We start from the raw sequence: 13,612 nt of genomic DNA, 5'->3' as shown, positions 1-13,612 counted from the left end.
TGGGCAAATATCAGAATAAATACGGCTCAGCCGAACATCAAAATCTTTTTGCCTTATTTTTACGGAAATTGAAGTTTATGAAATCGTACATTCCCAATTTTCTAACGCTCCTCAATGTATTCAGTGGTTGTGTGGCAACGGTTTTTGCGGTACTCAACCATTTGGAATGGGCTGCCCTTTTTGTGTTTATTGGGATATTTTTCGATTTTTTTGATGGATTGGCAGCGCGTTTGTTGAAGGTGCAAAGTGAGATAGGGGTGCAGTTGGATTCCCTGGCCGATATGATCACCAGTGGATTGGTGCCGGGAATTGTCATGTTCCAGTTGCTCAATATGGCGGAACGTGGCGGATGGAACCTTGGTTTTTTTGGACATGACGATGAAATGACTTTGCTGCCCTTTTTGGGATTTGTAATCACTTTGTCTTCGGCATATCGGTTGGCGAACTTTAATGTGGACGAGAATCAAGTGTCCTCTTTTAGGGGACTTCCCACACCGGCCAATGCCCTTTTAGTCCTTTCTTTGCCCCTTATTTTGTTGTATCACAACAATGAAGTGCTCAGTGGCATCATCCTGAACCAATGGTTTTTGATAGGCTTGACTTTGGTCAGTGCTTATTTGCTGAATTCCAAGATTGAACTTTTTGCCTTGAAGTTTGACAATTGGGGTTTTAAAGACAATGCGGTTCGATATTTATTTTTGATAGGTAGCCTGATTATGCTGATGACGCTCAAGTTTCTGGCCATTCCTTTGATCATTGCATTTTACTTGATTGTTTCGGTACTGAACTTCCAAAAGAATGGCCGAAGCTGAGAAAAAGTATGGGAATAGTAAAGTATACCCTTCCAAAGTAGGGTTGGAACTGCTTATTCCCGTTCTGTTGATTTCTGGTGCCGGGATGGTTCCCGTGATTAAAGATGGGGATTGGATAAAATTGGTCGTCCCAATCGGAATCTTGATTTTATTTGTTGCCGTATTATATTCCATATCCTATGAAATCAAGGAGGAGGTGTTGGTGGTCAAATCCTTTTTCTGGTTCAAAAAAGTGATTCCCATTGCATCGATTACCGGAATTGTGGAAACCTATAATCCCATTTCAGCTCCGGCTGCATCCTTGCAAAGACTTGAAATTCTTTATGATAGATACAATAGTGTAGTTGTCTCACCCAAAGATAGGATGGGGTTCATTACGCATTTAAAGGAGTTATCCCCCTCAATTCAAGTAAAAGTGAAAAAGTGGAAGGAAAAGGACTAAAAGTCCAATTTCTTTTTACGAAGCTCAAAGTTTTGCCCCAAATATACCTTTCGAACCATCTCGTCCATAGCCAGTTCCTCGGGAACCCCTGCTTTTAAGATACCTCCTTCGAACATCAGGTAAGATCGTTCGGTAATGGCCAAGGTTTCCTGGACATTGTGGTCCGTGATCAGAATACCAATGTTTTTGTTCTTCAATTGGGCCACAATACGTTGGATGTCTTCCACAGCCACGGGATCTACCCCGGCAAAGGGTTCATCCAACAAAATAAATTTTGGATCGGTTGCCAAGGCGCGGGCAATTTCGGTACGTCGGCGTTCGCCTCCGGATAAAAGGTCGCCCCGGTTTTTTCGGATATGCCCCAGACCAAATTCATCAATGAGCGACTCCATTTTCATGTGCTGCTCTTTTTTGCTCAGTTTGGTGAGCTGCAACACGCTAAGGATGTTCTTTTCAATGCTCAGCTTTCGAAACACCGAAGCCTCCTGTGCCAAATACCCAATACCGTTCTGCGCCCTTTTGTACATGGGAAAGGCGGTGATGTCCATATTGTCGAGGAAAATCTGGCCTCCATTGGGTTTTATGAGGCCTACGATCATGTAGAACGAGGTGGTTTTACCAGCTCCGTTGGGTCCTAGAAGTCCTACAATTTCACCTTGGTTTACTTCAAGTGAAATGCCTTTTACGACCTTTCGGCCACGATAGGCCTTCATGATATTATCTGCGCGTAGCTTCATAGAAATGTGCCAAAACTAAACATATTCTGTTTCTATGGGATGGTCTTTTGGTTTTTTTTAAGCATCATGCTCTTCCAAATCTTCCCAAAATTCATAGGCTCTTCGCAAATGGGGAACCACAATGGTACCGCCCACCAAAGTGGCAATGCCCAAAGTTTCCATGACCTCTTCCTTACTGGCCCCTGCCTTTTTGGAATGCTCCAAATGATACTTTACGCAGTCATCACAGCGGAGAACGGCAGAAGCGACCAATCCCAACAGTTCTTTGGTCTTTACATCCAAAGCACCGGCCATATAGGCATTGGTGTCCAAATTAAAGATACGCTTGATGAGCTTGTTGTTCTCGGCAAGCAATTTTTCGTTCATTTTGGAACGATAGGCGTTGAACTCATCTACACTATTTGGCATTTTTTCTCTCTTTTTCTTTTTTGGCCTCTCTCTTTACCACCACCTTGGAAATCCGGATACTGATCTGGTACAAAATAAGCACCGGTACGGCCACCACAATTTGGCTGGTTACATCGGGAGGTGTAATGATCGCGGAAAGGATCAAAACAATTACCAAGGCTATTTTTCGATACTTTTTTAGGATTTCCGGGGTCACCAGTCCAACTTTGGTTAAAAAGTAAATAATTATGGGGAGTTCAAACATAATCCCACAGGCAATCACCGAGGACCGAACAGCGCCTACATAGGAGGCCAAGTCAATTTCATTGAGTACCTCTTTACTGACCTGATAGGTTCCCAAAAAGTTAATGGATAGGGGAGCTACCACGTAATACCCGAAAAGCACCCCTAAAAAGAACAGGGAAGATGCCGTTAGGATGAAACCACGGGAATATTTACGTTCATTCTCATAAAGTCCTGGGCTGATAAATTTCCACAATTCGTACAAAATGTAGGGAAAGCCAAGGATGATACCTGCCCAAATGGAGGTCCAGATATGGGCCGAGAATTGCCCTGCCATCAACCTACTTTGAATGGTAAATGGCATGGTATCACCGCAAAATTCTGAATCAATGCCGAAATAGGTGGCAATCCTGCAAAAGAACTTGTAAGTGGGAAAGTCCATATTCTTGGGACCGAACAAAATGGTGTCAAAAATAAACCCCTTGAAAACAAATGCCATACAGGCGATAATAACGATGGCCAAGGTGGAGCGTATCAAGTGCCATCTCAATTCTTCCAAATGGTCCAAAAAGGACATTTCATCTGGATTTTTCTTTGCTGTTTTTGCCATTATAGGATTCCCTCGTTTATAAGGTTATGGATATGGACTACCCCAGCATAGGCCCCATTGTCAAAGGCCAATAGTTGGGAAATCCCTTTTTCTTGAAGTAGTTTCAAGGCGTTTACCGCCAGGGTGTCAACCTCTACCGATTTTGGATTGGATGTCATGATGTCCTTGGCCGTGAGCCCATTGATGTTGTCATATTTGCTGAGCATCCTTCGGATGTCCCCGTCGGTGACCACCCCAACCACTTTGTCATTTTCAATGACTGCGGTAACGCCCAACATCTTTTCCGAAATCTCAACGATCACCTCTTTTACATTTGAGTTGACATCGACTTGTGGTTTTTGGTTGTTAACCACAATATCGGCGACCCGCAAATATAACTTTTTGCCCAATGCGCCGCCAGGATGGTATTTGGCAAAATCGCTACTGGAAAAGCCCCGAAGTTCCAATAGGCAAATGGCCAAGGCATCTCCCATGGCCATTTGGGCCGAGGTACTGGTGGTGGGTGCTAGGTTATTGGGACAGGCTTCTTTTTCCACAAAGGTGTTCAGGACAAAATCTGCCTGTTTGGCCAAAACGGATTCCATGTTCCCGGTAATCCCGATCAATTTGTTTTTCCCAATTTTGATCAGGGGGAGCAGTGCCTTTATTTCCGGGGTGTTTCCACTTTTGGATAGGCAAATGACAATATCGTTCTCTTGGATGGTGCCCAAATCGCCATGAATGGCATCTGCGGCGTGCATAAAAATGGCCGGGGTGCCGGTAGAGTTCAGGGTAGCCACAATTTTTGAGGCTACAATGGCACTTTTGCCCACTCCAGAGACCACAACTCGGCCTTTGGATTCCAAGATATACTGTACGGCATGGGCGAATTCTTCATCGAGCAGGCCCATAAGATTGGCTATGGCCTTGCTCTCCGTTTCAAGGGTTCGCTTTGCGATGGATAAAATAGACTGGATGTCGCTCAAGGTAATTAACGGATTAACTGATTGTATTCCTAAAAGAATGTCTTATATTTAAGTTTACAAAGCTAATCAAACTATCTTTTATGTCCATTTATGGAAGATAGAATACTTCCTACTTTTAAATGACGTTGAAAATTTAAAATCCATTTTCCCTTTCCAAGGGGTGGAATTAAAATCGAAAATGCTGAAATGAGTCTTACGAATACTGAGTTGCATACCTCACTAAAAAAGATTTTTGGTTTTTCAAAGTTCAAGGGACTTCAGGAAAATGTAATACAGAACGTGCTTGAGGGGAATGACACTTTTGTGATCATGCCAACAGGCGGGGGTAAGTCGTTGTGCTATCAACTCCCGGCCATTATGAAAGAGGGGGCGGCCATCGTCATATCGCCCTTGATCGCCTTGATGAAGAACCAAGTGGATGCCATTCGGGGAATATCCGAGGAACCGGGCATAGCACACGTGCTCAACTCGTCCTTGACCAAGACCGAAGTGAAACAGGTGAAGGAAGATATGACCAATGGTCTTACCAAACTTTTGTACGTGGCGCCTGAATCCTTGACCAAAGAAGAGAACATAGAATTTTTACGAAGTGTCACCATTTCTTTTGTTGCGGTGGATGAAGCCCACTGTATTTCGGAATGGGGCCATGATTTTAGGCCAGAATACCGAAACCTGAAAGGAATCATCAACCGATTGGGGGATGATATTCCCATCGTTGGACTTACGGCCACAGCCACACCAAAGGTGCAGGAAGACATCATCAAAAATTTGGGGATGACCGATGCCAAAGTGTTCAAGGCATCGTTCAATAGGCCCAATCTGTTCTATGAGGTCCGCCCGAAGACCCAAAATGTGGATGCGGATATAATTCGATATGTAAAGCAGAACCAGGGAAAATCCGGTATCATTTATTGTTTGAGCAGAAAACGTGTGGAGGAGTTGGCCCAAGTGCTTCAGGTGAATGGTATCAGTGCGGTACCCTATCATGCCGGTTTTGATGCCAAGACACGTTCCAAATATCAGGATATGTTCCTAATGGAGGAAGTGGATGTAGTGGTGGCGACCATTGCTTTTGGGATGGGGATAGATAAGCCGGATGTACGTTTTGTCATCCACCACGATATTCCAAAGAGTATAGAAAGCTATTACCAAGAAACCGGTAGGGCCGGTAGGGATGGTGGTGAAGGACATTGTTTGGCCTTTTATGCCTACAAGGATGTGGAGAAACTGGAAAAGTTCATGTCTGGCAAACCTGTGGCCGAACAGGAAATAGGAAATGCCCTGTTGCAAGAAATAGTGGCCTATGCCGAGACGTCCATTTCACGGAGGAAATTCATCCTGCATTATTTTGGGGAAGAATTTGATGAGAAAGATGGGGAAGGGGCAGATATGGATGACAATGCCAGAAATCCCAAACCCAAAGAAGAGGCCATGGAGGAGGTGATGAAGCTTCTGCGGGTGGTAAAGGATACCAATGAAAAGTTCAAGACCAAGGAAATCGTAAAGGTGTTGGTGGGTAAGGTAAATGCCATGATTTCATCGCACAAGACGGATGAAAAACCATTTTTTGGGATTGGGAAAGACAAGGATAAAATGTATTGGATGGCCTTGGTACGACAAGTACTGGTGGCCGGGTTACTGAAAAAGGAAATAGAGCGCTACGGAATCTTGAATCTGACCCAAGCTGGGGAAGAATTCCTAAAGAATCCCGAATCCTTCATGATGACCAAGGACCACGAGTATACCGAGACCGGTAATGAAGCGGTGGTTACAGCTGGGAAATCTGCAGGAGGCAGTGCCGATGATAATCTGTTAAAATTGTTGAAGGACCTCAGAAGAAGAGAAGCCCAAAAAATAGGCGTTCCTCCTTTTGTGGTGTTTCAGGACCCTTCCTTGGAGGATATGTCCCTAAAGTACCCCATTACCATGGAAGAGATGCTCAATATCCAGGGCGTAGGGGAGGGGAAGGCTAAAAAATATGGAAAGCCTTTTGTGGCATTGGTCGCCAAGTACGTGGAGGAAAATGACATTATGCGTCCAGACGACCTTGTGGTAAAAAGTACAGGGGCCAATTCGGCCTTGAAATTATATGTGATCCAAAGCGTGGACCGCAAATTGCCTTTGGACGACATTGCCTCTGCCAAGGGGTTGGAACTGCCCGAGCTCATAAAGGAAATGGAACAGATTGTCTTCAGTGGTACAAAATTGAACCTAGGCTATTGGATCGATGAAATTTTGGATGAAGACCAACAGGAAGAAATTCACGAATACTTTTTGGAGGCCGATACGGATTCCATTTCACAGGCCATTGAGGAATTTGATGGCGATTATGAAGATGATGAGCTTAGATTGTACCGTCTCAAGTTTATCAGCGAAGTGGCCAACTAAGGGGCCAAATATTCAAAAGGTCCGATTTTTAAGTTACGGAGTGCCATAAAAAGCAATACAACGGCCAGCAATACCAAAGGGGCATACCGATAATTCAATAGACTTTTCCCGTTAAGGATACCAAACTTTACAAGAAAGTGTTGTGCGAGCACAAACAGTGCGGGCAATATCAGAATATTGTGGCTCACGGCATCCCCGATACGTAAATGTAACAGGTCATGAATGGCCCTTTGACTTCCACAGCCGGAACAATAGATCCCTAGGTATTCATGTATGGGACATTTGGGAAATAACAACCCGTTTTCTGGATTGAATGAAAAGTAAAGGAGTATTGCCCCGATGGACAATACTCCCAATCCTACAAATACTGTTTTTTTAGTAGCTACCCGCATTGGACATGGCTCCTAAAAACGCAAATCCAAAAAAGGCAATATAGATGATCCAGACCAAAGCGGAAATACCGATTCCGATGAAGGCCCACATCTTTGCATTTTTTGAAGCTTTTTCTGCTTCTGCGTATTCACCTCTGGCGTAGCATTCATTTACTTTGGAAGCATAAATGATACTGGCAATTCCTGTTGCAATACAGCAGAAAATGGTACTTAAGATGGCCAAAACCATATAGTTGTTTGGTTTAGCCGGCATGTTTTGGTTATTCTCCATTGTTATGATTGATTATTTATTGATATTGTTCCATCATTTGATTGACACGTTCCATATAGCCGTCCCAGCCTCCCATTTGGTTGATTGACCAAAAGGTGTAGATAAGATAAAGTAGACCCAGCACCATTCCTATGATGGCAAGGATCTTGACCGTTTTCAAGGTGCTGTAGTTGGAGTATCCCTCCGGATTCTCGGCATAGGACTTTTCATCTTTCTTGACCAAGAAGAAAGCTATGGCCGCCAAAATTAGTCCGGGTGCTCCTCCAAAGCAGCAGCAAAGCAAGGATAAAATGGCCAAAACCAAGGCCAAGGTAACGTTGGGTAATTTTTTTTGTTCCATGATGTAAAGTTTTATAATATCAGTTTTATGGTGTAATTGATCAATATGAGCGCAACACTTGCAATGCTGAGCCCAATGACCAAACGGTTACTATACTTCATATGAAATACCTCACCGCTGATCAGTACTACAAACAGTGGAAGCAATGTGAACAGTGCAGGGTACATTTTAAAAGCGGCCCAAAGTTCCCCGTCCAATAAGAATGAAACGGAGCGTTGCAGGCCACAACCAGGGCAATCCAATCCAAGCAATTCCTTGTTGAGGCAAGGTAGCATGTAATCATTTAAAAGAAGTGCTTGAATGGTCAGTGATAGGTTCATGGTTGCTATAAAGGTCAAGAAAAATACTATTATTTTTGCTTATGGGATTAACTTTTTTGGCATTTTTTTAAGATGGGTCATAGAGAGCGTGTTACGATTGGGGATAGGGTAGAGGTCTTGGATGAGGCCATTTCCGGAACGGTGGAGGCCATTTCGGACAATACGGCAACCATTGTTACCCCAGAAGGTTTCCCTATGCAGTTTCCCATCAAGGAGTTGGTAAAAGTATCTGGAGATATCAGGGTTTCCAATTTTGAGGTGGCCCAAGTGAAAAAGGAAAAAGAACGGCCCAAACGAAAAACGGGCCCAACCGCAAAGCCCAAACAACGGAATGCACCTAAAATGGAAGTGGACCTGCACATTCATCAATTGGTGAAATCGACCAAAGGCCTTGAAAAGTTTGATGTGCTCAACTTACAACTGGAAACCGCAAAAAGACAGTTGAATTTTGCCATTGCCAAACGGATACAGAAAGTGGTTTTTATCCATGGGGTGGGCGAGGGCATTCTAAAGGAAGAGCTATACTATCTTTTCAAGCAGTACGAGAACATCAAATACTACGATGCCGATTACCAAAAATATGGGCTAGGTGCCACTGAGGTCTATATTTTTCAGAATGCTTAGGCTATTCCGAGGTAGTGGTGAACGTACCAAAAACATAGGCTTCCTCAAATGTGCCGGCACTGGAACCATTCATGTCCTGAAGCACAAAATTGGTCAATGAAATGGTATGTGTGTAGGTCACAATGGCATTTTCATCAGGTTCCGATGCGGTGGTGGTTACCGATATCTTGCCTTCCGTGGTGGAAAACTCATTTTTAAGTTCTGAGGTATCGATTCCAGCACAAACGGTTTCCGAAGACAAAATGGAACCGGAAATACCATTCCTGAACACTATAGTTTCGGATAAATCCATTTCCCTGGGAGTGTCCCCGGTTTCTACATTTTCCAACAAAGAGATGGGCATGGTCAAAGAGAGGAACTCGTCTTTAAGAACCTTTGATAATACAATTTGGTCGTTGGAGACCCCACATGAGTCGATGGAAACATCTTCAAAGTTGGTGAAAATGAGTCCAACACTGCTCTCCACACTGGTCTCGTAATCTCCGAAATCTATTCCGGTTTGATCTATGATGCTTTCATTGGACCCATTGGTCAATACAACCTCGGTAATGGTAAAGACATGGTTGTAGGTTTTGGTGGATCGGGTCACTGTATCCAAGGTGCTTATGATTTGGACCACTCCATCGGTTGCATTGATCTCTTCAATGACCGTTGGGGAAGCTGGGGGGATTTCACTACAGAAATAGGAACTGGCCACCTCCCCGGAAAAAAACCTGTAGGTCAAGCTGGATTGACTGCCTATGCTACTGGTAATGGGACTTTGGGAAGGTTCATTTTTTATAAGGTTGGACTGGAGGTCCAAGATTAGGGCCTCACTGGTATTTATTTTGAAGAACAATGTGGTTTCAATGTCCTCTTGGCCCGAACAGAACTGAATGGAGCCTTCGTCAAAATCAATAGCCTCGATTTGTAGGTCACCATCACTGCAAGACCAAAACATTGTAAAGCAAACACCTAAAAAGAAAAGTTTTCTCATGCGCCAAATTTAAAGCAATTCCAATATAATACCCCAAACCTAGGATTTACTTTAAAAGAAATTAACTTTATTTCCCCTATTTTTGACCCACTTAACTTGACAACTGGACTATGCAAAAAGTATACCTGGACAACGCTGCCACAACGCAGGTAAGGGATGAGGTAATTGCACGGATGCAAGAGGCGCTTACCCAATTCTACGGTAATCCGTCCTCTACCCATAGTTACGGTAGATCCGCCAAGACAGCAGTGGAAAAAGCACGCAAAACCATTGCCAAAACCTTGAACGCCCAACCTTCGGAAATTATATTCACCTCTGGAGGAACTGAGGCGGACAATATGATTTTGCGTTGTGCCGTAAGGGATTTGGATGTCAAAACCATCATCACTTCCAAAATAGAGCATCATGCCGTGCTCCATACCGCCGAAGAACTTGAAAAGGAGTATGGTATTACCGTGGCCTATGTGGACTTGGATGAGGTGGGTAATCCTAAAGTGGATCACTTGGAACGTCTTTTGAAACAGGATGAATCCAAAAAGTTGGTCAGTTTAATGCATGTCAACAACGAGATAGGTAATATTATTGATATAGAGGCCATTGGTGCCCTATGCAAGGAACACAGCGCACTTTTTCATTCCGACACCGTACAATCCATTGGGCATTATCCATGGGATGTGCAAACAATTTCCATAGACTTTATGACCGCTGCAGCCCATAAGTTTCATGGGCCAAAGGGAATAGGTTTTGCCTTTATCCGAAAAAACTCGGGATTGAAACCATTGATTTTTGGGGGTTCCCAAGAACGTGGGCATAGGGCGGGCACCGAACCTTTTCATAATATTGTGGGCTTGGAAGAGGCTTTTATTAAGGCTTATGAAGATTTAGAGGAAGAAACCCAGTTGGTCAGAGAGCTAAAGCAATATTTTATAGAAAAAATACAACAAGAAATTCCCGATGTCGTCTTCAACGGGCTTTCCGGAGATATGGAGAAAAGCACCTATACCCTGGTCAATGTGCGTTTGCCATTTGATAAACAGAAGGGGTTGATGTTGTTGTTTCATTTGGATATGAAAGGGATTGCCTGTTCCAAAGGAAGTGCTTGCCAGTCTGGCAGCAATTTAGGGTCGCATGTACTTACCGAGATTCTTTCGGATACGGAATTGGAAAAGCCTTCTTTGCGTTTTTCCTTCTCCAAATACAACACCAAGGAAGAACTGGATTATACCATTGGGGTGCTCAAGGAGTTCGCCGAGAGTTGATCACCCTTTGTTCTTGCGCTTCTTTTCTTTGTCGTAAGGGAATTTTCGTGAAGCGGTTTTCATCATCTTGTCAATGAGTTCCGTGGTGTTCTTGCCTGTTTTTTTGGTGATTTCGTTTTCGTATTTCCATAACAGCTTTCCGGTTTCACCATCGCTTATCTTTACCCCGATCCTACCATAATTGGCATCTCCACTGAAGTAGTCCAAGAGACTAAAATTGGTGGGTACTCCTTCGGATAACAGGATATTGAGGTTGAGGTTGCCGCTGATAATGCCATCCACTTTGAGAATGTTGCACAGCTCCTGGGTGGTATGGATGTCAAGATTGTTGTAATCGATGCCGTTCTGGGCAAGAATGGCATTGGTATTGGCTACATTTTGAAAGTCTACATTGAACTTTTTCCGTTTTTTCCGTTTCGAAAAATAGGTTTCAAAAGCATTCTGTACCGCATACCCTTCCCTCTGGGCCAATGTTTTTAGTTCATCACGGTCCACAGCTTCCTTGAGTTCCAAATGGGCAATAAAAGGGATGATGGCCAGCACACGATGGTCTTCGGTGAGTTCGTCAAAATTTATGTTCTCATAGATGTTCTTCTGGGCCATTGCCAACGAAACGGTGAAAAACAGGATAAGAGGAAGGATTTTTTTCATCAGTTGCATTTAAAATCGCATCTCAAACTTGAGATTAAGGACCTGGCTTGTCAGGTAATTGGGTACGGCAAATTGCCTATGGGTATCTACGTCCCTCACCCAGGTATTGGTTATGGAATTTTGGTTGTTGAACACATTGAAAATTTCAAAACCAACAGTGAACTCCTTGAACATGTGGAGCCAATGTCCTTCAGGATGTTTGTTTTTTTCGTTTGCAAAAATATAGGAAATTCCCATATTGGCCCTTCTATAATCTCTTAATCTATTCTGAAAATCGTAGGGATCTGTATTGCCCCTTTATTTCCGGAAATAATATTTGCATTGGGTACGGGCGAATGATTTTCATCCAAAACAGCACCAAAAATCGTGGCTATTTGTCCTTGGAACGTCACCGTCCAAAGCATCACTAAAAATACGGCTATGGACTTGGGGTGAATCAAGCTGTTATTTTCTAAAAAAGGTGCCCGTATAGGTACTGGAGTTGCCTACATTATCCGTAACGGTTACTTTGAGCTCACATTGAGTGTCGTTCAAGATCTTGTCATCAAAATTGTAGGTAATGGTATTCGTTTTTGGTTCATACTCCATTAAGACCCATTTGCCATTAATGGTGGCGGAATAGGTGTCTATTCCGCTAAGGTCATCCGAAATTTTCAAGCTCAGGTAGCTATAATTGCTCAGCCATTGTTGCTCCTTGAAGTTTTTTGGGGATATGGTAGGGGCAACACTGTCCTTTACCAGAGTGTACATGCCCAAAGCCCGTGTTCGGGTGGTAAAGGAGCCGTCCCGCTTGTAGGTTTTGGAATAGGAGGGTCTCATGTGGTCGTCCAAACGGGCTATGAACAATTGTCTTCTTTCCTCCAAAGGGTATTGGGAGGGGTCAAAGCTGATGGTGAAGTTTCGGTGGGCCGCAACACTGTTGTCGTGTATGGTAATGGTGTCCTTGCCTTTTTGCAGGCTCATGTAAAAATCCTCATAAAAGGTGTTTGCGGGAAAGTAGACCTTGGCAGCCCCAAGGTCAAAGTTGTTGGGTTTGTCCGCAATGATAAAATCCTTGGTGGTGGTATCATCTTTTTTGATTTTAACGGCCTCTTGCTTTCCTTCAACCGGGATGACGAGTTTGGTTTCGTTGCCCTCTATATCGGAAATCAGCAATTCCACGGTATAGGACATCCCCTCTTCAATATCTATTTTTCCATTGTTGTAGAGGGTTTTGTATATGCTTAGATGATTATAAGGTTCCTTGAAACATTTTTGGATGCGCTGCCGATATTTACCAAAATGGGCATAGTCTATCAGGGTGTTGATGTACCGCGTCTCTCCAAAGGAGAACGATTCAAAATCATACTCCAGATAGACCCGGCCATTTACGGTTTGCTTAACGGCATAGACGCCATTTTGGTTGGCGGCCATGTCTTGACGGTCAAAACTGTTGATTCCAAAACCTATGGTGCCAAGGGCAGTGACCTTATCGGCCAAAAAAGAACCATCGGCTTGTCTGGTAAAATTCAGCTGTATTTTTTGGGCGCTCCGATTCACCAAAGCGTCATTGGATAGGGGATAGGCAAAGAGTCCCACCAAGGAAGGGTCTGTGGCATCCCTTACCTCATAACCATAGAGTAGGGGGTTGGTAGGTTTTTCGGAAACACTGCTTCGTAGTTCAAAATGGAGGTGTGGGCCGGAGGATCCCCCTGTATTTCCGGAAAATGCAACAATGTTACCTTTATCAACCTTTAACTCGCCATATTCAGGGAATATTTCCACTTCGTAGGACTGTTTGTCGTACTGGATTTTTTTTACGTACTCTTCTATTTCGGGACCAAACTTTTTTAGGTGGCCATAAACCGAGGTGTGTCCGCTAGGATGCGCTATATAGAGGGCTTTCCCGTACCCCCAGTGCGAAACTTTTATCCGGGTCACGGTGCCATCGGCAACCGCGAGAACGGGCAGACCTTCCCGTTGTTGGGTTTTTATGTCTATTCCGGAATGAAAGTGGTTGGACCGTAACTCCCCAAAAGTGCCGGCAAGGACCATTGGAATTTCCAAAGGGGACCGAAAAGTGTTCGTAGGGTATTTTTCTTGTGCAACAAGTATCAGGGAAAGCAAAAAGAAGACTCCAAAAAAATTGAGACGCATACAATGTTTTATAATTAAATACGAAAATAACCAATGTTTTGATTTGTAAAAAGGGTCAA

The 13,612-nt window shown here is 43.7% G+C and carries 17 protein-coding genes; 5 read left to right on the top strand and 12 right to left on the bottom strand.

All coding sequences use genetic code 11. The features are described from left to right. Window positions 1-77: 77 nt before the first annotated feature. Both F8C76_RS07160 and F8C76_RS07155 read left to right on the top strand, forming a co-directional pair. Window positions 78-812 carry a CDP-alcohol phosphatidyltransferase family protein gene (locus tag F8C76_RS07160; RefSeq protein WP_152131079.1) on the top strand — a complete coding sequence of 245 codons (735 nt, stop codon included), beginning with the start codon at window positions 78-80 and terminating at the stop codon, window positions 810-812. Further along, entirely contained in the window at window positions 799-1,254 is a 456-nt protein-coding gene (locus F8C76_RS07155; protein WP_152131078.1) for a PH domain-containing protein, read from the top strand. The genes F8C76_RS07160 and F8C76_RS07155 overlap by 14 nt, the downstream gene beginning before the upstream one ends. Here F8C76_RS07155 and lptB read toward each other — a convergent pair. From lptB to F8C76_RS07135, 4 genes are read right to left on the bottom strand one after another with little or no spacing between them, the layout of a single operon-like run. After that, a complete protein-coding gene (gene lptB / locus F8C76_RS07150; protein ID WP_129652920.1) occupies window positions 1,251-1,991 on the bottom strand; it encodes an LPS export ABC transporter ATP-binding protein in 741 nt (246 codons plus the stop codon). The two genes, F8C76_RS07155 and lptB, sit on opposite strands and share 4 nt — an antisense overlap. Before the next feature lie 57 nt (window positions 1,992-2,048). After that, on the bottom strand, window positions 2,049-2,399 hold the full coding sequence (locus F8C76_RS07145) for a carboxymuconolactone decarboxylase family protein (protein WP_116218205.1): 351 nt from the start codon (window positions 2,397-2,399) through the stop codon (window positions 2,049-2,051). Beyond that, the gene (tatC, locus tag F8C76_RS07140) at window positions 2,389-3,231 is read right to left on the bottom strand and encodes a twin-arginine translocase subunit TatC (protein WP_129652919.1); all 843 of its coding nucleotides are present in this window, start codon (window positions 3,229-3,231) and stop codon (window positions 2,389-2,391) included. Before tatC ends, F8C76_RS07145 begins: the two co-directional genes overlap by 11 nt. Next, the gene (locus tag F8C76_RS07135) at window positions 3,231-4,196 is read right to left on the bottom strand and encodes a KpsF/GutQ family sugar-phosphate isomerase (RefSeq protein ID WP_152131077.1); all 966 of its coding nucleotides are present in this window, start codon (window positions 4,194-4,196) and stop codon (window positions 3,231-3,233) included. The genes tatC and F8C76_RS07135 overlap by 1 nt, the downstream gene beginning before the upstream one ends. A 186-nt stretch (window positions 4,197-4,382) precedes the next feature. Between F8C76_RS07135 and recQ the strand changes: the two genes are divergently transcribed. Next, complete coding sequence (gene recQ / locus F8C76_RS07130; RefSeq protein WP_152131076.1) at window positions 4,383-6,584, top strand: DNA helicase RecQ; 2,202 nt, start codon at window positions 4,383-4,385, stop codon at window positions 6,582-6,584. Here the strand turns inward: recQ and F8C76_RS07125 are convergent. Genes F8C76_RS07125 through F8C76_RS07110 form a run of 4 tightly spaced genes read right to left on the bottom strand, consistent with a single transcriptional unit; the run spans window position 6,581 to window position 7,925 of the window. Beyond that, window positions 6,581-6,976 carry a DUF2752 domain-containing protein gene (locus F8C76_RS07125; protein WP_152131075.1) on the bottom strand — a complete coding sequence of 132 codons (396 nt, stop codon included), beginning with the start codon at window positions 6,974-6,976 and terminating at the stop codon, window positions 6,581-6,583. The two genes, recQ and F8C76_RS07125, sit on opposite strands and share 4 nt — an antisense overlap. Further along, window positions 6,960-7,229 (bottom strand): CD225/dispanin family protein, encoded by a 270-nt coding sequence (locus F8C76_RS07120; protein ID WP_129653343.1) that lies wholly within the window; start codon window positions 7,227-7,229, stop codon window positions 6,960-6,962. Before F8C76_RS07120 ends, F8C76_RS07125 begins: the two co-directional genes overlap by 17 nt. 34 nt (window positions 7,230-7,263) lie before the next feature. Then, the gene (locus F8C76_RS07115) at window positions 7,264-7,587 is read right to left on the bottom strand and encodes a CCC motif membrane protein (RefSeq protein WP_129652915.1); all 324 of its coding nucleotides are present in this window, start codon (window positions 7,585-7,587) and stop codon (window positions 7,264-7,266) included. 11 nt (window positions 7,588-7,598) lie between these two features. Beyond that, window positions 7,599-7,925, bottom strand: a complete 327-nt coding sequence (locus F8C76_RS07110; RefSeq protein ID WP_249042371.1) for a DUF2752 domain-containing protein — start codon at window positions 7,923-7,925, stop codon at window positions 7,599-7,601. A gap of 54 nt (window positions 7,926-7,979) precedes the next feature. On the opposite strand from F8C76_RS07110, the gene F8C76_RS07105 reads away from it, so the two are divergent. Continuing rightward, window positions 7,980-8,531 carry a DUF8465 domain-containing protein gene (locus F8C76_RS07105; protein ID WP_152131074.1) on the top strand — a complete coding sequence of 184 codons (552 nt, stop codon included), beginning with the start codon at window positions 7,980-7,982 and terminating at the stop codon, window positions 8,529-8,531. Window position 8,532: 1 nt separating this feature from the next. Here F8C76_RS07105 and F8C76_RS07100 read toward each other — a convergent pair whose 3' ends face one another. Beyond that, complete coding sequence (locus F8C76_RS07100) at window positions 8,533-9,507, bottom strand: hypothetical protein (RefSeq protein WP_152131073.1); 975 nt, start codon at window positions 9,505-9,507, stop codon at window positions 8,533-8,535. Window positions 9,508-9,617: 110 nt separating this feature from the next. Between F8C76_RS07100 and F8C76_RS07095 the strand changes: the two genes are divergently transcribed. Beyond that, entirely contained in the window at window positions 9,618-10,766 is a 1,149-nt protein-coding gene (locus tag F8C76_RS07095) for a cysteine desulfurase family protein (protein ID WP_152131072.1), read from the top strand. On the opposite strand, the gene F8C76_RS07090 is transcribed toward F8C76_RS07095, so the two are convergent. The 3 genes from F8C76_RS07090 to F8C76_RS07080 form a co-directional block, all read right to left on the bottom strand. Further along, complete coding sequence (locus F8C76_RS07090) at window positions 10,767-11,417, bottom strand: hypothetical protein (RefSeq protein ID WP_152131071.1); 651 nt, start codon at window positions 11,415-11,417, stop codon at window positions 10,767-10,769. It abuts the gene before it with no gap. A 9-nt stretch (window positions 11,418-11,426) separates the two neighbouring features. Further along, on the bottom strand, window positions 11,427-11,654 hold the full coding sequence (locus F8C76_RS07085) for a hypothetical protein (protein WP_152131070.1): 228 nt from the start codon (window positions 11,652-11,654) through the stop codon (window positions 11,427-11,429). A gap of 207 nt (window positions 11,655-11,861) precedes the next feature. Continuing rightward, window positions 11,862-13,553 (bottom strand): M23 family metallopeptidase, encoded by a 1,692-nt coding sequence (locus tag F8C76_RS07080; RefSeq protein ID WP_152131069.1) that lies wholly within the window; start codon window positions 13,551-13,553, stop codon window positions 11,862-11,864. Window positions 13,554-13,612: the final 59 nt, after the last annotated feature.

The organism is Flagellimonas olearia (genome assembly GCF_009184425.1).
GTDB classification, from domain to species: Bacteria; Bacteroidota; Bacteroidia; order Flavobacteriales; family Flavobacteriaceae; genus Flagellimonas; species Flagellimonas olearia.
Note: the sequence above shows the minus strand (reverse complement) of the source record. Positions and strands in the feature narration are given on the sequence as shown.